This window comes from Massilia sp. ZL223, assembly GCF_018119395.1.
In the GTDB taxonomy this organism is placed as follows: domain Bacteria; phylum Pseudomonadota; class Gammaproteobacteria; order Burkholderiales; family Burkholderiaceae_D; genus Telluria.
The window spans coordinates 115,106-137,215 of sequence record NZ_JAGPWD010000008.1; the positions used below are offsets into that span (position 1 = coordinate 115,106).

The following is a 22,110-nucleotide window of genomic DNA, read 5'->3' on the forward strand; positions in this document are numbered from 1 at the left end:
CCTGCCTGTCTACTCTCTGCCTGCCTGGCCGCTTGGCTGCCTGAAGAACCAGCCCTTAAAATGCTCTTCTAGACGTTCGATATGCATGTTAGCGTGGCAGACACCGGCATCTGCGCGACACCTCAGCGCTTACCAGAAGACGGAGTTGCGTTCAGAAGCCGCACCAGATGGCCCTACCAGGCGCGCTCAGCAGCTGTGGAAACACGGCATTTGAATCCACTTGGACTATGCAATCTAAAGACCCTGGCGCAAATTCACACTGGCTAGCGCGACTAGTTGAGCTATAGCGCGAAAGGAGTGCTCCTCTGCAGGAACTGACGGGCTGCAGGCATAACGCTTAAACAATACGGCAGCCCCATGAGCACATCCGCGCCAAGATCATGTTAAGTTTCCGCCTATGAGCGATTCAGAAGGCTGGCGAACTGATGCTGCGGAATTCTCCGCCTGCATGCCCTAACCGCTCCCAAATGCGAACGCATGACGTTTGCTACCCGCATGTCTTCGCGCACCGCCAAAGCTCGTCTATCGTACGCTTTCCACTTGAGGCTTTCGAGTAGTGCTTCTAGCGCAATACCGAGATCAATCCCGTTACGGAACTTAAAGCAGCTAGCGACACTTCGGCGCCAGCGAGGTATGAAACTCGGCACTTTCCGACATCGCCGGTCCAGACATGCGGACTACCCAAAACAGCGGATAGGTAAAAAGAGCGGGGAGCAGTGGCCTTGTGCGGCGCGGTAGGGCCAGCCGCGAAACTCACGCAACACTAGCGGTATCGGAAGCGAATATAGATGTTACGGCAGTCTTCGGTGTAACAATAACGGGCCACCAGAATGCTAAATCTCGCCACCCCTTCGCTTGATCACCATTTTGACGCAATAACATCAGTACAGGAACATCCTGAGCTTGCAACCGTGCGGCATCTGACTGCTGTTTCGTGTCAGGTGAGTTGGAGAAACGACCTTCTTCACGGAATCTTGATACATTTCGATCAGTTGCAGTGATTAGCCACACTTTCCCCCGTAGATCTTTGTCATTAGAAGTTCGCGACAAATGCTCAAGCGCCGCAATGTGTGCCTTTCTATCATCCTCACTTGGGTCGTCGAATTCTAAGTTCGAATATGCAAGTGAAAGCAACTCAATCGCCTCCTCCACGTTTAGTAAGATGGGCTGCTCCGTATTTATTCCAACCAAATTTGCGATTTTTTTATCGAGGAGTGAAAGATGCTTTATGCCGGCAGTTCTCGCTACAGTCTGAAAACCCATCGGAAGCAATCGACGCCCCGGTCGTATGCTGTAAATTCCGGAAAACATTAGCTTATTCGGCGAGCAAGGAACCACTCTATTAGATGCGTCCTTCTGAATAAAATACACACCTCTATTATTTGATCCTGATTCAAACGCTTCACGCAAGGCGGCATCGAACTCGTGGATATTCTTCATCACCTGGTAGACAATCTGCGGGGCGTAAAAGCGTGTCACCGCGAGATCGTCAAGGGATCGAGCGCCATACATTCTAGAGTGCTGCAAAACTGTATCTTGTTGAAATTTTTTTGGATTCCTTCCATAATAGAAAGCAATAAGATTGCTAATAGTAATGCCGCGATCCAGAATTTGACCTCCAATGAAGATATTAAAAGGCGTTCTTAATCGCAACTGCCCGTCTTCGTCGAGCAATGCATCGATATCGTTTTCAGAATTCACCTTCGTTATCATCAACTGCCCCTGCACCAATGCCGAATGAACATCAGCTTTGACCTCAGCGAAGCTAGGCATCCATCCACTGCCACTATGGACTGAGCGCTGCAAGTCCTCATACGATGCCCGTATAAGCTGATCAAATTTTTCAGTATCCTGCGCACCTTCCGCTACTAATGCGTCACGAACGGACGAGACAACCACTTCCTGCCAAGCATGCGAAATCTTCGTCTGTTCAGTGTGAAACAGAAAGCTATATTTTTGCATGGGCAAACCACTACGGCGCGCTTGCAGCCGCCTGATTGCACCACCTACAATAAAAGTTAAAATCGCGTGACAAAGTACGGCTGATCGCTTCTCAAAAAGCACATTCTCAACTTTAAGTCGCCTTCGATCCTCAACTTTCAGAGCCTCACGCTCTTCAAGCGGAACTTCACGATAGAAATAATACGCAGGGGAATCAATATCTGCACTACGTTCGAAATAGTAATCACCGCCGACATATTGTGAGTGTGTAGGAAGCACGACAGTGAATTTGGGGCGTCGAGGAGTAAAAAGTGGATCACCATTCACGATAACTTCATCTTCTGGTTGAAGATATAAAGAGTATGGTGTAGCAGTAACTTGCAAAAAATCTGAATCGGCGACGAGATTTCTAAGCTGATCGATCTGCTTAGATATGGTGCCAACATCCGGGATACCGTCTTTCTTACGATAGCTCACTGATCCGAAGTCAGCCTCATCGTCAATAATGAGCACGCGCTTCGCCTGAAGTCCCGGATAGCTGTTCTCAAATGCATTAAGCAACCGGGTTAGATTATCGTCTTCCTTCTTCACGACCAGGATTAGCTTTTGATTAAACTCGTACGGCGTCATGTTTGGCAACGCCATAATGTCATGAACCTGCACCTCGTCAGCCACGATAAAGTCCTGAAAGTCCTTTCGCACGCGCGCCAGCGTCTGGCGCGCGAGTGATTTAGTCCCCTTTGTAAGTACAACAGCTACGTCGTATCCACGATCGAAACTCAGCGCAATAATTCCTAAAAATGCGCGAGTTTTTCCGCTTTGCACCTTACCGAGCAAAACTCCAGGACTGCGGATGCTTGTGCCAGAACGAGCCAATCTGTCGACGGTTTCATGAACTTTTGCAACCAACTCGGCGTCATGCCCACATTTTGCTGCCAGTCGTTCATAGAATCCTGCAAGCATGGGCAATTCAATTCCCGGCTTCTGCGCCAACCATGCACGAATCTGTGACTCCAGAAAGACAGGCCCTGAACGAAGCTCTGCCACAGGGGATGGGAAGTCAGAAAACCGCTTGCGCCAGTTCGCCACTGCCGACGTGCCGACTTGCGCCAGCGAAGCAACCTCGAAAATCCCAAGCAGCGTATCGTTCATACTGAGCTCCTAGTTTTGGAATCTCAATCATGATGGATCATCACAAATATGTCAACGCTTTTGTGAGCAACACTCACAGAATAGATCGAGGTTAAGCCTAGGCTGTGAACAAGGCATGCGAAAATATTGCGCTTGTTGCATTTTTTTCATTTGTTGCATTTTTTGCACTTTTGCAGGCCTAATGCGTCTTCCGTGAGCATGCTAGTGGCAAATACGTTAGGAAGGCAGCTCGCTTTGCGCCACAAGCACTATCGAAGTAACGGCCCCGCGTTGAATCTTCGCCTTAGGATTAACGCCATGATGCGCATGCTGTTAGCCAAAGTAAGAACGACCCATCCTGGCGAGACAGGCTACAGGTGGGAAGTGCAGCGCTCTGCTTTTCGCATGTGCCACTGCCCCATAGCAGCTATAGGGTGGATTCGTAGCGAGTGCAGCTGGTCAGAAGCGCCCAGCTGCCGATCCTGTGCGCTGTGGCCTCTATATGGAGAACTCTAGGCCCTGACAGATGCCAAACATAGCGTTGTTGATTGTCAGATTTCCAGCTACTCAGCGGAGGTCTTCGAACGCTATAATGCCGCATGAACGACGCGCTCCAAACCTCATTCCTCGAACTGCCTGAGCCAGCAGCAGTTCCGACTCCCGCTCATGATCGTTGCGAAATCTTGCTTGGCGACGCTCGCGAGGTGCTTCAGAACCTTCCGGCCAACTCAGTCCAAACGTGTGTCACATCGCCGCCCTACTGGGGCTTACGCGACTACGGCATTGGTGGTCAAATTGGTGCCGAACTTGACATGCGCGACTACATCAAGGACTTGGTGGCGGTGTTCCGCGAGGTGCGTCGCGTGCTGAAAGATGACGGTACGTTCTGGCTGAACATTGGCGACAGCTACACATCGGGCGGACGCACTTGGCGTGATGATGACAAGAAAAACGCTGGCCGAGGCATGAGCTATCGCGCGCCGACCCCTGAAGGTTTAAAGCCAAAGGATTTAATTGGCATCCCATGGCGCCTTGCGTTCGCCCTTCAAGATGACGGTTGGTACCTGCGAACGGACATCGTCTGGAATAAGCCGAACTGTCAGCCAGAAAGTGTGCGCGACCGGCCAACACGTTCTCATGAATTTGTTTTCTTATTCTCGAAGAGCGAAAAATATTTCTACGACCATGAAGCAATAAAAGAACCGGCGGTCGATGCGACGCAAAAATCGAAGAACCGCCGAACGGTTTGGAACATCCATACGGAGCCGTATCGCGGTGCTCACTTCGCGGTGTACCCGCGGGAACTTGCGCGTATTTGCATCAAAGCAGGCTCCCGTCCAGGTGACCGTGTCCTCGACCCGTTTTTCGGTAGTGGTACCACCGGAGTCGTATGTAACGAACTAGGTCGCATATGCACCGGTGTTGAACTAAATGAACAGTACGCCACACTGGCGCGCGAGCGCCTTATCCGCCAACGTTGACTACCCTAGTGGCGCCGACTTAAATTGCCAAGTAGCGTGCACGGTGCACAACTCTTTGCGAATCGACTTGATTTGGAGTTTGCGTTCCGTGCCGCCATCGAAATATAGAGCAAATTTCTGTCGCTCGACAGCGTCTAGTACATACCCATAGCCGGGCTTTGGGTTCTGTTTAGAATTCTCCATCACTTCCAGGCGTGCGTTTGCAGCCTCTCGAAGCATATCCATTGGAATTTCAACTAGTTCGTAGAAGTATTCTTCTGGACTGCCTTTCAAGCACCGGAACTGTAGGATACGCTCATAGCCTTGCATGTGTTCCAGAAACAGGTCCCGAAGGGTTGGCAGATGCCACTCCCCTCGTCCCAACTCCATAAATTTTGAGATGTGGAGAAAATTCTCTTTAATCGCTGCTGACGCTTCAGTCTTCAAGCTCACGCGGACGTCATTGATCGTTAGATCATGCCCACGGTTTGTCCGGCTTGAAGCTAGCGACGCATTGAAGCCGCATTGGCTCAGCGCCCTCTCGAATGCATACTCGAACCGGTCTTTCGAAAGTGCCTGGCGACTAAATGCATGATGAATTCGTAGAGCATCACCGATGCGCTCTAGCACCGATGGAGTAATCAAGTCCGAGCCCGGCTTTGCCCAAAACGTCTTTGCCAGTTTAAATTGTGCTGTTACTGCAGATATCCAGTCGAGTTGGGAACGAGTGAGGCCCGCAAGGGCCGTGGTTGGGTCGAAAGGTGCCACACATGCTCCTGATACCTCGGTTCGTTTGCCCAAGGCTTATAACGTTTTCAAAGTGTCTTGGGATTTTACAACTTGTTGACGCTAAAAATATGTTTTTGAGAACATCTTTTTAGTGCTGACAAAAAGCAACGGCCCCGTACCCGGCTGGCTAAGCCAGTTGATCCCCACTCGGGAAAATTCGTGTCATTCGCCAACGGTTTCTCAGCAGGATGCGGTGCGGCGGGTACCTGTTACGCTGCGCGACTGAGATACTGCGAACGATTGCGACGTTGCCACATTCTTACTAGCTGAACTGGGCGCTCCCACAGGATGACTTCGACCATCATCGCTTCGCGTTTCTAGTAAGCCGGCACAGATGTTGTTGTTTACCGCTCTGATCTACATGATTCCTTTTAACGCTCTGCCGTTGCCAAACGCGCTCGTAGATGAGGATGAGGTTAGTCTAGGCGCCAGCTAAGTGCCTTCGCACACCCTGCCTTGTACTGTCTGAACAGATTTTGGACTCTGCAGTCCACGAGGCACGGGCCGTGATAATCTAGAAAGGTTAACTTTTTTAGACGGCAGTCTATCCTGCCCGAAGAACCAAACCCTGAAAGGCAGTCTTCAACACATTCGATCCGCATGTGAACGGCTCCGAGACCGGGATTTGCGCAATACCTCAGCAGTCAGCGGAAGGCAAACTGCCGCTCAGCGCCTGCACCAGATGACCCTGCCAGGCGCTCTTACGCATCTGCGAAGCGACGCAGTACTGAATCAATTTGGCGGGCGCGACCATAAGGCAACTTCTCAAATTCACACTTAGAGGCATACATGGATCAGCAAGCGATTGACACCGTTATCGAGCGTCGCGCGTCAAGCAACCGTGCCGACATTCAGTTCATCAGGTTGAAGGAGGTGATAGCGATCTGCGGGAAGTCGCGCAGCAGTGTGTACGACGCGATCAAGAGGGGCGCTTTCCCAAGGCCGGTAAAGCTCCAGGGTCGATCGGCGGCATGGATCAAGAGCGAAGTCGAGCAGTGGGCGGTGCAGTGCATTCGTGCTAGCCGCCGAGACTGCAACTCTTAGCCTGCCGCCCCACTGTCGAGTAAGCCCAAGAGACGCCGTAGTTCCGCTGTCACTTCTGCTAAGTCTGGCGCCATGAGTTTGCTCTTCGAGAGAAATGCTCGCCACTGCTGCTGTTTGGTTGGACTCGCCGCAAAAGCGTCAGACAGTCCAAGCGGCGCGGCCTGGGGCACCTCAGTTCTCCGGCGGGCAAACGTGGCCTGGACCGCCTGACGGAGAATAGCCTCATCGATCTCGGCATAGGTCGCAAGGAACCACAGGTCGAAGTAATCCTTCAGGCGCGTGTTGGCCATACCCAAGCTGACGATCGCTTCCTACTTCTCGGCGATGACGGTGTACACGGGATAGGCACGCAACGATGGTGTCGCGACATCCTCCAAAAACGCTGGAAACTGCACGAGTTCTGCTGCAGGCGTCACGGCATCGCCGTATCCAACGTCGATTTGCACCGAGCAGCGCGCACCATCCAGTGTGCCGAGCAGTGTAACTCGCACGCCTTCATAGTTGGCTTCCTTACGAATTCGCGCCGCCTGCACGCTGCCTTGATCGAAGACCATCCCGTCATCGGATGGCTGAACACAGACCTGCTGAAAGACCTCGATCAGGTCGTCAAGCTCGGAAGGTCCGAAGCCAAGCAAGTCGATGTCCCGGGTTGGCCGGTACGGCTGGTCGACCCACAGGTCGAAAAGGAGCGCTCCCTTCAGCAGGAACTGATCGGCCCAGGGCGACACGCTTAAACGGTACAGCAGCCGCTCGAGCGAATACCGCGTCAGGATCAGGTTGAAGTCCGTCCTGTCGGCCCGTGCGCGGTTCAGAAGCCGTGCGCGATGCAGCACGATTCGCTGCTTTCATGCCGCCCCCACCGCTTCCAGATACGGACGCATGACGTTTGCTACCCTGCAGATCTCCGCGTAGCGCCAGAGTTCGTCCATTGTCGCCCGCTTACCGTTCCAGGCTTCGCGCAGGGCTTCGAGCGCAACATCGAGGCCGATCTTGTTGCGGAATTTGAAACAGTCGGCAACCGTCTTCGCCACGCTGAACACGCGCACCTGGGCGCCAGCAAGGTCTGCAATGTCGACTCCCTCGGTCATCGCCGGTCCCGACATGCGGACTACCCGCAGCGGCGGATAATCGAAACGCGGAGCACGAGCCTTGTGCGGTATGGCGAGCCAGATGTCGGATGACTGCTGCGTGGTCAGATCGTGAAAACGCAGCGCGGAAAGCAGGCATAGCACCCCACTTCCGCTACGTGTCGCTACCTCGGCAAAGCTCTCGTACTCGGACGCAGACCGATCGGGCAATGTGTACAGGCCTCGGCCGAGTTTGAGCAGCCTGCCTTCGTCGGTCAGCGAGGCCAGCAGTGCGCGCGATGCACCGGCACTGTCCACATCTCGTGTACGCAGTATGCCTTTGGATCGTGCAAGCTCAAGAATTCGTTCAGCTTGTTGACTCATGAAGCCAGTCTACACAAAACATCGGCACTTATCCATATATGCCGACATTTTGTTCAATATCTCCTATTCTGGAGTGCCTGAACTGGATGCAGACTGAAGCCATCGAATCTATTGGATTTGCATACGATTGCAAACATATCGATTGCTCTACGGCAGCATGCTTCGGCATACAATTGATGAGTCGACAAAACATACCGAAGGTCATGCAGACCATTCCTCACTACGATCAGAACGCCGAGCAGCTTGTCTCCCAGTACGAATCGCTGAGCTTCGAGCATGTGCACCCTGCCCTGCTGGATCTGCTACCACCGCCCGGCGCGACGATTCTGGACGTCGGCGCCGGCTCCGGAAGGGACGCCGCCTGGTTTGCGGCCAAAGGATACGATGTCGTCGCCGTTGAGCCCTCGGAAGCGATGCGCGCCCTCGCCCGCCTGCGCCATCCTTCGCCACGCATTCACTGGGTGGCTGACAGCCTGCCCGACCTGGCCAAGGTACGCCGGCTAGGACTGACCTTCGATCTGATCCTGCTCTCGGCGGTCTGGATGCACGTTCCACCGGCTGCACGCCAGCGTGCCCTGCGAAAGCTGGCGACGCTGCTGTCGCCAAATGGACGCATCGCCATCAGCCTTCGCATCGGCCCACCCGATACCGATCGCGCCATGTACGAGGTGACGCTGCCGGAGCTGGCGGCGATGGCCCAGCAGTTCGGCCTCAGGCTGGTACGCACCGACGACAGCCCCGACAGGCTGGGCCGGCCGGGCATTTCGTGGACGACTGCGGTTCTTGGGCTACCGGATGATGGCTTGGGCGCACTCCCGCTGCTGCGCCACTTAATCCTCACCGATGGGAAGTCATCGACCTACAAGATCGCGCTGCTGCGCATCCTCGCCAGGATCGCCGATACCGCGGCGGGTGCAGCGCGCCACGAGTCGGAGTCCGTCGTCCTGCCAATGGGCCTGGTGGCACTGTTCTGGCTACGCATGTACAAGCCGCTCATCGAAGGCGGGCTTCCCCAGATGCCACCCAACCGGGCCGGAAACGCACCGGGCTTCGTGACCAACAACTTCACGTCCTTGCGTTCCATTCGCCCGGTGGACCTGCGCGCAGGGATGGCTTTCTGTGATGACACGGCGCGGCACCTTCATGGCAGCCTGTGGGAGATCTCCAGGCTGATACGCGAAATGCCGGTCAAGTACCTGCGCTGGCCGGCGAGCGACGAGAACATCTTTTACATCAGGCACCAGCGTCGCACATCGACACCGTCAAGCCTGAGGATCGACGACCCTTTCCTGTGGAGCTTCGGCGAATTCCACGTTCCGCTCCAGATCTGGGATGCCCTTAGCCACTACAGCGTGTGGGTCGAACCAGTCCTCATTGCGGAATGGGTGCGCTTGATGGAGTCCTACGCCGGGCAACTCGGCCCGGCGCTCGGCCAGACTGCGTATTCGCTGCTTGCGTGGGCAGACCCCGAACGGGACACCAGCTTCGCCCGTGCCGCCGTCGAACGGCTGCGTACCCAGGGCAAGTCCGTCTACTGCGTCTGGTCGGGCCAGCGCCTGCGCGACGACTACGATATCGACCACTGCTTTCCCTTCGCTGCCTGGCCCTGCGGGGACGCCTGGAACCTGATGCCGGCATCGAAGCGGATCAACAACGAGAAGTCGAGCCGCCTCGTCACGCAGACTGCGCTGGAACGGGCCAGCGACCGGATCACCGCGTGGTGGGAAGAGGCCTTCCTGACGGCGGGTACCGATGCGCGTCACCGTTTCTTTCTCGAAGCCGAGCAAACCCTGCCGATGTTGGAGAGCGCCGCTTCTCCGGCAGACCTGCTCGATGCGATGAAGGTGCAGCGCATCCGCCTGGCCAGGGAACAGGGTCTGCGCCCATGGGAGCCGGCGGCGCGCCGGGAGCGGCTCATGCTCGATCCGGAGCTCATCTGACCGATCACCGAGCCAAGGTCGGAATTACGTCATGACGTAACTCGCTGACGCTTGCCCGCCTGCAGGACACGCTGTGGCAATGCGTGACTGCGGCGGCCGGCGCCGCCCCGCCAACGCATTCACTTCAGGGCGGAGGGCATGTCGCCTGCGTGGGTCGTCGCCCCTGCCTTGGCACGCATAGGCTTTACCTGGAAATACGCGCCCCACTCCGTGGAGTCGAGCGCCATCGTCGCGAGAACCTTGTCGTCCTCTGCCAGGACGAGCTTTTCAACGAATTCTCGTTGCGTGATACCGTGGCGCCTCGCGAGTCTGGCCAAGGCCAGGGCACAACCAGTGCTGAGCCACAGATTGACCCTCTTCTGCCCGTCGTTTGCGCCGCATGCCTGCCGCGCCCGATACGCCGCCTGTCGCTCCGCCGTCGTTTTCGCTGTGGTCATGGCCCGCCTCAATTGAAAGGAAAAGTTAGTCCGTTAGAGCGTAACGAACCGCCATGGTGGATTGCTTGATCCAGGTCGCGTGTCCACGACTTACCTCTCTACCCACCGGCATCGGTCGCGGACGCGCCGTCAGCGCTTGGGCGCCGGATCGACTGCGCAGTAGTCGGCCCAGGCCTGCATCAGGACGACACGCTTGTCGAGCAGATCCCCGCGCCGGTATGCCGCCTCCACCTTGTCAGGCAGGTTGTGCGCCAGCGCGTGCTCGCACACCTCGCGTGGGAACGAGTTGTTTTCCCACTCCGAACACCAGTCGCGGAACGTCGAACGGAAGCCGTGAACGGTGATGTCACTGCGCCCCATTCGCCGCAGGACGGCCGTCAGGCTCATGTCGGAAAGTGTCGTCTTCGTGTCCCGCCCTGGAAAAACAAAGCGCCCACGACGCTCCAGTGCACGCAGGAGAGCGATCGCGCCCGTAGACAGCGGGACGCGATGCTCCTTCCCTGCCTTCATGCGGCCGGCGGGGATGGTCCACAGCTTCGCTTCCAGGTCGATCTCGTCCCATGTTGCGCCACGCACTTCGCCCGACCGGCACGCGGTCAGGATCGCGAGCTCGATCGCCCGAGCCGAGACACCTTCGCGCTGTCGCAGGTCCGACATGAAGCTGCCCACTTCACGCCATGGCAGCGCAGGATGGTTCTTCACCGGTGCGATCTTGTTCGGATTGGCCAGCAGATTCTCTAGGTGCCCGCGCCAACGCGCCGGATTTACGTCATGACGTAGCTTGTGCGTGGCAGCCCAGTCCAGGATGCTCTCGATCCGTCCACGCAGGCGTGTGGCGGTCTCCGTCTTCGTTTTCCAGATGGGATTGAGCACCTTCACGATCAGGTCCGTGTCGACGTCGGCCACCGGCAGCGCGCCGATGACAGGACTGGCATACATGGCGAGCGTAGTCTCCCATTGCGCCGCATGTTTGGCGCTCTTCCAGCTGCCTCGGTGCGCGTCGATGTACGATACAGCGCATTCGTCGAAGCTCACGCGCTTGGCCTGGCGCTGCGCATGCTCGGCTCGGGTTTTATCCCGTTCTTCCAGCGGGTCGCGCTTATCCAGCAAAAGCAGCCGGCATGCACGCGCCTTCTCACGCGCGAGCGCCAGGTCGACGGTGATGCATGATCCAAGACCCATCTCGCGGCGCCGGCCGGCGACATCGTAGCGGAAGATCCAGCTCTTGGAACCGCTCCGGGACACCTGCAGCCATAATCCGCCGCCGTCGCCATATAGGCCTGGCCGGGTCACGGCACGCACCTTGATCGCAGAAAGCTTGTTGATCGTGTAGCTCATCGGTGTACCCACCTTTCGACCACATTCTTCACTCTCAAACCTACCCACCGCCCTACCCACTCTGAAGAGCGGGATGCAGGTAAATTCTAGTGGACGTCAGTGGACCCCGATTTTGACATTTCTCCTATGAGGAGACGAAAAAAAGCCCCAACGTGTGGGGCTCTTGTTCAGTATGCTTGGCGGAAGCGGTGAGATTCGAACTCACGAACGGGTTCCCCCGTCGGCAGTTTTCAAGACTGCTGCCTTCAACCACTCGGCCACGCTTCCTTTGAGGAACCGGCATTATACATAAATCATCGGTCCCAGTGAGGCTCATCGGTCCACGCAGTTTGCATATGCCTCGGCTGAGCCACGAAACTTAGACTCCGGCCGAGGGGGACGCCGAGTCCCGGAGCGACGGTCTTAAGGCTAGCGGTGGTCGGTGCGGAACAAGCCGCGATACTCAGGCAAGCAGCAGCCAGTTGTCCCGCAAACTCCGCTCGAAGTCATACGCCGGCAGCGGCTTGCTGTACAAATACCCCTGCACCTCGTCGCAACCCGACTCGCGCAGGAAGTCCAGCTGCTCCACCGTTTCCACCCCTTCCGCGATCACGCGCAGGCGCAGCTGGCGCGCCATGCTGATGATGGTCCCCGCGATCGCGCAATCGCTCGCATCACCCGGAATCCCGGTCGTGAACGAGCGGTCGATCTTCAAAGTGTGAATCGGGAAGCGCTTCAGATACGACAAGCTCGAATACCCGGTCCCGAAATCGTCCAGCGACAAGGCCACGCCCAGCGCCGTCAGCCTGTCCATGATCCCGGTCACCCGTCCGATGTCGTGCATCAGCGTGCTCTCGGTGATCTCCAGCTCCAGCCACGACGGATCGAGCTGGTAGCGCCGCAGCGTATCCGCCACCCTCGCCGGCAGCGATTGCGTGAACTCGCGCGCCGACACGTTCACGGCCAGGCGGAACGGCGGCAAGCCCGCCTTCTGCCACACGGCCGCCTGCGCGCAGGCCTGCTCCAGCACCCACTCGCCCACCTGCACGATCAGGCCCGTGCTCTCGGCCAGCGGAATGAACTCGCTAGGGGGAACCAGGCCGCGCTGCGGATGCACCCAGCGCACCAGCGCCTCCGCGCCGACGATGCGCCCGCTGCCGATTTCAAACTTCGGCTGGTAATACAGGATCAATTCACCGTTACCGAGCGCCTGGCGCAAGCCGGTCTCGATGCGCATGCGCTCCTGCATGCCCTGGTTCATGTCGTCGCTATAGAAGGCCACGCTGCGGTCCGGATTGGCGTCGCCCTTCTTGGCCCGCTCCATCGCGATGTCCGCCAGTCCCAGCAAGGTCTCCGCATCGTTGCCGTTCTGCGGATACACGCTGATGCCGATACTCGCGCCCACGCGCAGGTCGTGCCCGGCGATGTAGAACGGCGCATCCAGCACGCCCTGCAGCTTCTGCGCCACCGTGGTGGCTTCGTAGTGCTGGCGAATGTCGAACAGCCCGACGGCGAATTCGTCGCCGGACAGGCGCGCCACCACATCCTCGTCGCGCAAGGTGTCGCGGAAGCGCTGCGCCACCTGCTTCAGCAGCTCGTCGCCAATGCGGCGGCCCAGGGTATCGTTGATGCGCTTGAAGCGATTCAGGTCGATGAACAGCAGGCAGCCATTCGCCTCGTTGCGCTGGGCGACCATCAGGGCCTGGTCGACCAGGCGCGCGAACAGCGTGCGGTTCGGCAGCCCCGTGAGCTCGTCGTAATAGGCCAGGTGGTGCAGCTGTTCCTCGGCCTGCTTGCGTTCGGTGATATCGGTGAGATACGCGATCAGCCCGATCGGCCGCTCCGCCAGGTCGCGCAGCGGCGACAGCGACAGGCTGGCCCAGAACACCTCGCCCGATTTCTTCCTGCGCCGGACTTCCATCATGCGCCCGCCCTGCTCCGCGAACACGTCGTGGAAGCCTTCATCCTCGTCCGCGTACAGGAACAGGATGTTGCGGCCGATGGCTTCCAGCGCGGAGTAGCCGAACAGCTCCTCGGCGCCGCGGTTCCAGCTGGTGATGTAGCCCATCTGGTCCATCGTCAGCACGGATTCGTGGATCTGGTCCAGGATCTGCGACTGGTGCGCCAGCTGCGCTTCCATCTGCGCGTACGCGTGGGTGGAACGCTGGGCCAGCGCCTGCATCTGCATCAGGTTGCCGGTCAGTTGCGCGAGTGCGGCCAGCTGGCGGTAGTCGCTGTCGCAGTAGCCGCGCCCCGCCACCTCGTAGTAGCCGAACTGCTCGGTGCCCGCACAGACGGGATGGCGCAGCGAGTTGCCATAGACGCCGGTCTCGAAGCTGCCCGCGCCCTGCACGAAGCGCCCCACAGGGCTGGACATGAGCTCGCGCGCCACGCGGCCCAGCTCATGCGACAGCGCTTCCCCACGCAGTCGGATGACGGCCTCGCACACGGCGGCAGAACCGCCGACGACATCCACCGCGACCGGAACCACCTCGTGCAGGTCAGACATTGCGGCCCACCTGTATCGCCCAGTGATACGCGTGCAACTGGCTGTTCCACCAGGCGTCAATCGTCACGCCGGCCCGCTCCAGGTCATCCCCAAGCGGATCGATCTCAGTCAGGCGCAGCCAGCCGCCCAGGGTGCCGCTGCGCTCCAGCAGCGCGCCCGCGATGTGCTCGGGCAGGCACAGGTCCGCCGCGATGTCGTGCATCGGCATGCGCAGCAGCCGGTCCAGCAGCGAGAACACGCCGGTCATGAAGGCCAGGTCCTGTTCGTCGCGGCTGCCGCCGGCGTGCTTGCACAGAGCTTCCAGCTGCGCGCCGCGGCGCGCGGCCAGCGGCAGCAGCAGGTTCGGCGGGCCGTCCGGCTGCTGGCGCGCGTACAGCAGCAGCTGCAGCCAGCGCTGCAGTTGGCGCCGGCCCAGCAGGTTGATGGCCTGGTTGAAGCTGGTGATCTGGGTGCTTACCGCGAAGGCGGCGGAATTCACCAGCTTGAGCAAGTGATAGGACAGCGTCGGGTCCTGCTTGAGCTGCAGTTCCAGCTCGCGCGAATCGGCATCGCGCGCCAGCAGGCCCAGGAGGGTCAGCAGGCGGCGGCGCGAGCTGCCGTCGTCGCTCGGCGATGGGAAACTGGCCGGGTCGAGCGGGTAGTCGCCGCTGAACCAGTCGAAACCGGCGTTCTCGCATTCGGAAAAACGCAGCGCAGTGTGCACATTGCGCGCCAGGTGCGGGCCGAACAGCGCGGCCAGGCGGCCGGGAGGCGGCGCATCCGCGCCGCAGTCGCGCGCGACCGAACGCAGGGCGGCCGGCGCCTTCACGCCTTCAGGAATCGCGCCATCGAGCCAGACCCGGTAACCGGTTTCGTGCAGCTCGCCCAGGCGGCGCATGGCGCCCTCCTGCAGCAGCGCATCGGCCGCCACGACGAAACCGATGCGGTTGGCCGGCAGCAGCGCCAGCACCGGCGGCGTCAGCGCAGCGGGGGAATCGACCATCAACAGGCCGTCCAGCGGCGCGATGGCGGCCAGCAGGTCCGGCATGCCGAACACGGCCTGCAGGCGCGCCGGCATGTTCTCGCCGGGCTCCACACGCACGCAAAGCGCCACCCACTCGTTCTGCGCATTGGCGACCGGGTCGAATGCAACCAGCGGGATTGAATCTTGTTCCTGCGCAGCCATGTGTTGTTTCAAAGGTGATATTCAGATGATCTTAGTGCACCAATTATTAGAAAGCAACACCCGCTGTTTCCGTAAAGACACGATATCCGAAGAATATGCATCCCGGAAGACAAGGATTTATGGGTTTTCTTCGAATCCGGCGCGCTGGACGGCGAAACGGATCAATTCCGCCTGCCCTTCGATGCCGAGTTTGCGCTTGATGTTCAGGCGGTGGGTTTCGACGGTGCGTACCGACAGGTCGAGTTCGCGCGCGATCTGCTTGTTCGACTGGCCGGCGGCGATATGGCGCAGCACTTCCTGCTCGCGCGAGGTCAGCTGGTTGTCGGCCGCCAGGGGGCTGGCCAGCTGGCGCGCCAGCGCGGCGCTGTAGTAGATGCCGCCGCCCATCACGGTCTCGATAGCCAGCACGATGTCCTTGCCCGGCGCGTCCTTGAGCACATAGCCGCGCGCACCGGCCTGCATGGCCTGGCTCACGTACTCGGGCTTGTCGTGCATCGACAGGATCAAGACCGCGATGCCCGGATAGCGCGCCGTGAGCTGGGCGGTGGCTTCGATGCCGCTGCTAGCGCGCATGTTCACGTCCATCAGCACCAGGTCGGGCTGGCAGCGGCCGGCCTGCTCCAGCGCTTCCTGGCCCGAGCCGGCTTCGCCCACCACGCGCAGGTGCGGCGCGGCTTCCAGGCGCGCGCGCAGGCCGTCGCGCACCAGGGGGTGGTCGTCCACCAGCAGAATCTTCACTTCTTGGCTCATGCCTGTTCCTCCAGGTCGATGCTGGCCACCACGCGGGTGCCGGCCGGCGAGGAAGCGATCGCGAGCCGGCCGCCGATCGCTTCCATCCTCTCCATCATGTTGCGCAGGCCGATGCCGCGCTTCGGGTGCACGGCCACGCTGTCGGCGTCGAAGCCCAGGCCGTCGTCCTGGATCGTCAGGCTCAAACACCGCTCCGCCCTCACCAGGCTCATGTCGATGCAGGTGGCGCCCGCATGGCGCTCGGCGTTGGTCAGGGCTTCCTGGGCTACGCGGAACAGCACCGTGCCCACCATCTCGGGCAGGCCGTCGAGCTGTCCTTCGGTGCGGAAGCGCACCGGCGTGCCGGCATGCTCGCCGAATTCGCTGGCCAGGTGGTCGAGCGCGGGCGCCAGACCCAGGTCGTCCAGCAGGGTCGGACGCAGGTCGTGCGAGATGCGGCGCACTTCGCCCAGCACCGACTTCACCTGCTCCACCGTGCGTTCCAGGCCGATCCTGGCCTGCGCGCGCTGGCCTTCGTCGCCGCCCAGGCGGATGATGCCCGCCTCCAGCTGCAGCTTGACCGAAACCAGCGCCTGGCTGATCCCGTCGTGCAGGTCGCGCGACAGGCGCGCCCGTTCTTCTTCCTGCGAATCGACCACGCGCTGGGCCAGGGCCTTGAGCTTGGCGTCGGCCACGCGGTGCTCGCTGATATTCAGCGCCAGGCCGCCGGTCGCCACGGTCAGCGCGGCCAGGATGGCCAGGCCGGCGATCCACAACATGGTTTCTTCGATGTTGCGCGACTGCTGCGCATCGACCTGGGCCAGCGCGGCCTCGACGTCGTCGAGGTAGATGCCGGTGCCCATCATCCAGCCCCAGTGCGGGACCGGCACCACGTAGCCGAGCTTCAGGGCCTGCTGGCTGGATGATGGCTTGACCCAGCGGTAGCGCTGGAAGCCGCCGCCGGCCTGGGCGCGCTGGATCAGGCGCTGGATGGTGGGTTCGCCCAGGTCATCGCGCCAGTTCCACATGTTGGTGCCGACCAGTTCGGGCTGGCGCGGGTGCATCAGGTTGTTGCCCTGCATGTCGTACAGGAAGAAGTAGCCGTCGTCGCCGTAGCTGAGCGAGGCCAGGATGCGCTTGGCTTCGGCCAGGGTGGCGGGGTCGCTGCGGCCCGAGCGGGTCAGGTGGGCGATCGAGCGCGCGGCCAGGGCCACGTAGTGGCGCAGCTCGGCTTCCTTGCTGTCCAGGTAGGCGCGCTGGATGGTGGCGCGCTGCTGCTGCGCCAGGGTCACCGCCTGCTGGCGCACGAACAGCGCAATGGCCACCAGCGCCACGATCAGCGGCGCGATCGCCAGCACGATGACCTTTTGTCTCAGGCGTAATGTCTCAGCCATTTGGCGCTTCCACATCGAATACTTGCATCCGCGCATTTTACGCCTGAGGGCGGTTTTTTACCGAAGTGCTTGCAAGGCGCTGACGAAGTTTCACTGCATTAGCCCGAAGGCCGTCGTCCCGGGACTCGGCTAACGGAGCGACTACGCCTCAGGCGCACAGTTGCCCTACGTAATACTACGCAGCCCCTCCGTAATCATGCGCTTGTGGCGTAACTGATAGTGCAAGATACTGGCCGATAGCTGTCAATAAATGCGCCGGCCCCACCGGCGGAAAATAAGCATCAATCCTTAATCGGAGGAGTCACAATGAATCGTTCCATGCGCGCGCTCGGCTGGGTCGCGCTCTCGCTGCTGGGCGCGTTTTCGCTCGGCGTCGTCGCGGTCAAGCGCGGCGAAACCATCAACGCCATCTGGGTCGTCGCGGCGGCAGTCTGCGTCTACCTGATCGCCTACCGCTTCTACTCGCTATTCATCGCCAGCAAGGTGATGCAGCTCGACCCCAAGCGCCAGACCCCGGCCTATAAATTCAACGATGGCCTCGACTACGTCCCGACCAACAAGTACGTCCTGTTCGGCCACCACTTCGCCGCGATCGCCGGCGCCGGCCCGCTGGTCGGCCCCGTGCTGGCGGCCCAGATGGGCTACCTGCCCGGCATGATGTGGATCCTGGCCGGCGTGGTCTTCGCCGGCGCCGTGCAGGACTTCCTCGTGCTGTTCATCTCCACCCGCCGCGACGGCCGCTCGCTGGGCGACCTGATCAAGTCGGAAATGGGCGAGATCCCGGGCATGATCGCCCTGCTCGGCACCTTCATGATCATGGTCATCATCCTGGCGGTGCTGGCGCTGATCGTCGTGAAGGCGCTGACCGGCTCCCCATGGGGCACCTTCACCGTGATGGCGACCATCCCGATCGCATTGTTCATGGGCCTGTACTCGCGCTACGTGCGCGTCGGCCGCATCGGCGAAGTGTCGATGATCGGCTTCGTGCTGCTGATGCTGGCCATTATCGGCGGCCAGTGGGTGCACGACTCCGCGGTCCTGGGCCCGATGTTCACCTTCACCGGCACCGAACTCACCTGGATGCTGATCGGCTACGGCTTCGTCGCTTCCGTGATTCCCGTCTGGCTGCTGCTGGCGCCGCGCGACTACCTGTCGACCTTCCTGAAGATCGGCACCATCGTCGGCCTCGCGATCGGCATCCTGCTGGTGGCGCCGGACCTGCGCATGCCGGCCGTGACCAAGTTCATCGACGGCACCGGTCCGGTGTGGTCGGGCAACCTGTTCCCCTTCCTGTTCATCACCATCGCCTGCGGCGCCGTGTCGGGCTTCCACGCGCTGATCTCCTCGGGCACCACGCCGAAGATGATCGAGAACGAATCGCACGCCCGCTTCATCGGCTACGGCGGCATGCTGATGGAATCCTTCGTCGCGATCATGGCCCTGGTGGCCGCTGCGACCATCGATCCGGGCGTCTACTTCGCCATGAACAGCCCGGCCGCCGTGCTGGGCACCACCGCGCAGTCGGCTGCGGCCGCCGTGTCGAACATGGGCTTCGTGATCACGCCCGAAGCCCTGGAGCAGATGGCCAAGGACGTCGGAGAGCACACCATCATCTCGCGCGCCGGCGGCGCGCCGACCCTGGCGGTGGGCATGGCCCACATCCTGTCGAACGTGGTGGGCGGCCAGGCCATGATGGCCTTCTGGTACCACTTCGCGATCCTGTTCGAGGCGCTGTTCATCCTGACCGCCGTCGACGCGGGCACCCGCGCCGGCCGCTTCATGCTGCAGGACCTGCTGGGCGCCTTCGCGCCGTCGCTCAAGCGCACCGAGTCGCTGCCGGCCAACCTGCTGGCCACCGGCCTGTGCGTGGCGGCCTGGGGCTACTTCCTGTACCAGGGCGTGGTCGATCCGCTGGGCGGCATCAACACCCTGTGGCCGCTGTTCGGCATCGCCAACCAGATGCTGGCCGGTATCGCGCTGATGCTGGGCACCTGCGTGCTCTTCAAGATGAAGCGCGCCAAGTACGCCTGGGTCACCATCGTGCCGACCCTGTGGCTGCTGGCCTGCACCCTGACCGCCGGCTGGCAGAAGATCTTCGATGCGAATCCGAAGGTCGGCTTCATCGCCCACGCCAACAAGTTCCAGGCCGCGCACGACGCCGGCACGGTGCTGGCCCCGGCCAAGACGGTGGAGCAGATGGAACGCATCATCTTCAACGACTATGTCGATGCGACCCTGTCGGGCTTCTTCATGTTCGTGGTGGTGGCGGTGCTGTTCTACGGCGTCCGCACCGTGCTGGCGGCCCGCGCCGCCGGCGGCCCGACCGCGAAGGAAACGCCTTACGTCGCCATGCCGACGCCGCAGGTGCAGTGATGTTCGGCTCGCTGGCACAGGCAGGCAAGTACCTCGGGCAGAGCCTGCGCCTGATGGTGGGCTTGCCTGAATACGACACCTACCTGGCGCACATGGAGCGTACTCATCCTGATGAGACGCCGATGAGCTACGAGGAGTTCTTCCGTGAGCGCCAGGAGGCGAGGTACGGCGGGTCGAGGGCGAGCTGCTGCTAAGCAGATGAAGTGATGAGGGGGCGCGAGAGCGCCCCCTTCTTTTTTGCTTGCACACCTCCCGCGCCCGCTCTCCCCTCCAGCCCAAAAACCGTCATTCCGGCGAAGGCCGGAATCCAAGTTCGTCGCGTACCCACCGAGCTTGACGTTCGAGGATGCGCGGGCAAACTTGGATCCCGGCCTTCGCCGGGATGACGTTGACGGGCAGGTGGCTACATCGTGGCCGTGGGTCAGCGCCCGCCCTCCCCCGCCACTTTGCGTTGCCTCAAAAACATCATCCCCCCTTACCGTATATTTTTTCTTGCGGGAATTTGCATTCCGCACAGGAGGACCTGCTGCGTCCATCGCTGGTCCGCTTCGCCGTCCGCCTGCGGGAACCGCAATGCCGAACTTCGAGCGCTCGAGCCTGAACCAGAAGCTGACCATCCTCTCGCTGCTTTCCACGGCGACCGCCCTGCTGTTCGTCTTCGCCGCCTTCGCGGTGAGCTCGGTGATCAACCACCGCCAGGAAGAAAGCATGCAGCTGGCCTCCTTCGCACGCGTGATCGGCGCGGCCAGCGCCAGCGAACTGCTGCTGGTCGACCGCAAGCAGGCCCAGGCCACCCTGGCCGCCCTCGAGGCCCAGCGCGAGATCTCGGCCGCCGTGCTCTACGACCGCCTCGGCCGACCGCTGGCGCGTTACCAGGCCCAGGGCCGCGCCGAGGAAGACCTGGAAGGGCTCGACGGCGTCGATGCCGCCACCCTGGCCCAGGCCAACCGCAGCGGCCGCACCCTGCTGTCGCGCCACATGCGCGTCTATCACGAGGTGCGCCATGGCGAGCTCCCGGTCGGCATCGTCATGCTCGAGGCCGACCTGCTGCCCATGTGGCTCGACATCCTCGCCAGCCTGGGCGTGATCGGCCTGGCCATGGGCGCCTCGCTGCCCGTGGCCCTGATGCTGGCCGGGCGCTTCAAGCGCAGCATCCTGGAGCCGGTCACCAAGTTGATCCAGGCCGCGCAAAAGGTCTCCACCAGCCAGAACTACGGCCTGCGCATCAGCCACGCGCGCACCGACGAACTGGGCACCCTGATCGACAGCTTCAACACCATGATGGCCCAGATCCAGGACCGCGGCGCCGCCCTGCTGCACCACCGCGACGAGCTGGAACGCCAGGTGGGCGTGCGCACCGAGCAGCTTGAGAAGGCCAAGAACGCGGCCGAAGCGGCCAGCCGCGCCAAGAGCGCCTTCCTGGCCACCATGAGCCACGAGATCCGCACGCCCATGAACGGCGTGCTGGGCATGACCGAGATGCTGCTGGCCACCGAACTCACCGAGGCGCAGCGCAATTACACCACCCTGGTCAAGCGCTCCGGCGAGCACCTGCTGGTGATCATCAACGACATCCTCGACTTCTCCAAGATCGAAGCCGGCAAGCTGACCATCGAGTACATCAACTTCAACCTGTGGGACCTGCTGGACGACATCCACAACGTCTACAACCCGCAGGCCGCCGCCAAGGGCATCGGCTTCGACTTCGACATCGCCAACGACATCCCGGTGGCCATCTGCGGCGACCCGAACCGGCTGCGCCAGATCATGGCCAACCTGCTCGGCAACGCGATCAAGTTCACCGACCAGGGCCGCATCCTGGCGCGCGTGCGCGTGGCGGGCGAGGATGCGCAAAAGGTCAACCTGCGCTTCGAGGTGCACGACACCGGCATCGGCATCTCGCGCGAGGCGCGCGCGCGCATCTTCAACGCCTTCTCGCAGGCCGACGATTCCACCACCCGCAAGTACGGCGGCACCGGCCTGGGGCTGGCGATCTCGAAGCAGCTGGTGGAGCTCATGAAAGGCGCGATCGGCGTCGACAACGCGCCCCAGCGCGGCTCGATCTTCTGGTTCACGGTCGGCTTCGACAAGCGCCGCGTCGATCCCGACGCGCCCGGCCATCGCCAGCACAGCCTGGAAGGCCTGCGCGTGCTGGTGGTGGACGAGCAGGACGAGAGCCGTACGGAACTCATGCGCCAGCTCGACACCTGGCGCGCCTCCTGCGAGGGCGCGGCCAGCGCGGCCGCGGCCTACGAACGCCTGCTGGCCGCGGCGCGCGCCGGCCGTCCCTTCGATGCGGCCTTGCTGGACATGGAGCTGACCCACACCAGCGGCCTGGCGCTGGCCGCCTCGATCCGCGCCGAGCCGGCGGCGCGCGCCACCCAGCTGATTCTTCTCAGCCCGGAAAAACTGGCGGCCGACCCAGTCCAG

General features: G+C 61.0%; 15 protein-coding genes, 1 tRNA gene and 1 pseudogene. 6 read left to right on the top strand and 11 right to left on the bottom strand.

Features of this window, described 5'->3' with window-relative positions:
• Nucleotides 1-753: 753 nt before the first annotated feature.
• Nucleotides 754-3,093, bottom strand: a complete 2,340-nt coding sequence (locus KBW95_RS08040; RefSeq protein ID WP_211527922.1) for a Z1 domain-containing protein — start codon at nt 3,091-3,093, stop codon at nt 754-756.
• A gap of 578 nt (nt 3,094-3,671) precedes the next feature.
• Here KBW95_RS08040 and KBW95_RS08045 point away from each other — a divergent pair.
• Entirely contained in the window at nt 3,672-4,553 is an 882-nt protein-coding gene (locus tag KBW95_RS08045; protein ID WP_211527923.1) for a site-specific DNA-methyltransferase, read from the top strand.
• Here the strand turns inward: KBW95_RS08045 and KBW95_RS08050 are convergent, their stop codons facing one another.
• Nucleotides 4,554-5,300 (bottom strand): hypothetical protein, encoded by a 747-nt coding sequence (locus tag KBW95_RS08050; protein ID WP_211527924.1) that lies wholly within the window; start codon nt 5,298-5,300, stop codon nt 4,554-4,556.
• 810 nt (nt 5,301-6,110) lie between these two features.
• Between KBW95_RS08050 and KBW95_RS08055 the strand changes: the two genes are divergently transcribed.
• The gene (locus KBW95_RS08055; protein WP_211527925.1) at nt 6,111-6,365 is read left to right on the top strand and encodes an AlpA family transcriptional regulator; all 255 of its coding nucleotides are present in this window, start codon (nt 6,111-6,113) and stop codon (nt 6,363-6,365) included.
• On the opposite strand, the pseudogene KBW95_RS08060 reads toward KBW95_RS08055, so the two are convergent.
• A pseudogene (locus tag KBW95_RS08060) lies at nt 6,362-7,198 on the bottom strand (nucleotidyl transferase AbiEii/AbiGii toxin family protein). The gene KBW95_RS08055 and the pseudogene KBW95_RS08060 overlap by 4 nt on opposite strands.
• 12 nt (nt 7,199-7,210) lie before the next feature.
• Nucleotides 7,211-7,816: a type IV toxin-antitoxin system AbiEi family antitoxin domain-containing protein gene (locus tag KBW95_RS08065; RefSeq protein ID WP_211527926.1), complete on the bottom strand. Its 606-nt coding sequence runs from the start codon at nt 7,814-7,816 to the stop codon at nt 7,211-7,213.
• 203 nt (nt 7,817-8,019) lie between these two features.
• Between KBW95_RS08065 and KBW95_RS08070 the strand changes: the two genes are divergently transcribed.
• Nucleotides 8,020-9,756 carry a bifunctional 2-polyprenyl-6-hydroxyphenol methylase/3-demethylubiquinol 3-O-methyltransferase UbiG gene (locus KBW95_RS08070; RefSeq protein ID WP_211527927.1) on the top strand — a complete coding sequence of 579 codons (1,737 nt, stop codon included), beginning with the start codon at nt 8,020-8,022 and terminating at the stop codon, nt 9,754-9,756.
• 119 nt (nt 9,757-9,875) lie between these two features.
• Here KBW95_RS08070 and KBW95_RS08075 read toward each other — a convergent pair whose 3' ends face one another.
• The 7 genes from KBW95_RS08075 to KBW95_RS08105 all read right to left on the bottom strand — a co-directional run bounded on the left by KBW95_RS08075 (nt 9,876) and on the right by KBW95_RS08105 (nt 17,307).
• Nucleotides 9,876-10,193 (bottom strand): hypothetical protein, encoded by a 318-nt coding sequence (locus KBW95_RS08075; RefSeq protein WP_211527928.1) that lies wholly within the window; start codon nt 10,191-10,193, stop codon nt 9,876-9,878.
• A gap of 129 nt (nt 10,194-10,322) precedes the next feature.
• Nucleotides 10,323-11,531 carry a site-specific integrase gene (locus KBW95_RS08080; RefSeq protein WP_211527929.1) on the bottom strand — a complete coding sequence of 403 codons (1,209 nt, stop codon included), beginning with the start codon at nt 11,529-11,531 and terminating at the stop codon, nt 10,323-10,325.
• Nucleotides 11,532-11,708: 177 nt separating this feature from the next.
• Nucleotides 11,709-11,798, bottom strand: a tRNA-Ser gene (locus KBW95_RS08085).
• A 175-nt stretch (nt 11,799-11,973) separates the two neighbouring features.
• Nucleotides 11,974-14,019: a bifunctional diguanylate cyclase/phosphodiesterase gene (locus tag KBW95_RS08090; protein WP_211527930.1), complete on the bottom strand. Its 2,046-nt coding sequence runs from the start codon at nt 14,017-14,019 to the stop codon at nt 11,974-11,976.
• Complete coding sequence (locus KBW95_RS08095) at nt 14,012-15,184, bottom strand: HDOD domain-containing protein (RefSeq protein ID WP_211525837.1); 1,173 nt, start codon at nt 15,182-15,184, stop codon at nt 14,012-14,014. The genes KBW95_RS08090 and KBW95_RS08095 overlap by 8 nt, the downstream gene beginning before the upstream one ends.
• A gap of 117 nt (nt 15,185-15,301) precedes the next feature.
• Entirely contained in the window at nt 15,302-15,934 is a 633-nt protein-coding gene (locus tag KBW95_RS08100) for a response regulator transcription factor (RefSeq protein ID WP_211525836.1), read from the bottom strand.
• Nucleotides 15,931-17,307, bottom strand: a complete 1,377-nt coding sequence (locus KBW95_RS08105) for a cache domain-containing protein (protein WP_211527931.1) — start codon at nt 17,305-17,307, stop codon at nt 15,931-15,933. The genes KBW95_RS08100 and KBW95_RS08105 overlap by 4 nt, the downstream gene beginning before the upstream one ends.
• 306 nt (nt 17,308-17,613) lie before the next feature.
• On the opposite strand from KBW95_RS08105, the gene KBW95_RS08110 reads away from it, so the two are divergent.
• From KBW95_RS08110 to KBW95_RS08120, 3 genes are all read left to right on the top strand, one after another.
• The gene (locus tag KBW95_RS08110; protein WP_211525834.1) at nt 17,614-19,680 is read left to right on the top strand and encodes a carbon starvation CstA family protein; all 2,067 of its coding nucleotides are present in this window, start codon (nt 17,614-17,616) and stop codon (nt 19,678-19,680) included.
• The gene (locus KBW95_RS08115) at nt 19,680-19,874 is read left to right on the top strand and encodes a YbdD/YjiX family protein (protein ID WP_211525833.1); all 195 of its coding nucleotides are present in this window, start codon (nt 19,680-19,682) and stop codon (nt 19,872-19,874) included. The genes KBW95_RS08110 and KBW95_RS08115 overlap by 1 nt, the downstream gene beginning before the upstream one ends.
• Nucleotides 19,875-20,253: 379 nt before the next feature.
• A partial coding sequence (locus KBW95_RS08120; RefSeq protein WP_211527932.1) for an ATP-binding protein occupies nt 20,254-22,110 on the top strand: 1,857 nt, incomplete at its 3' end.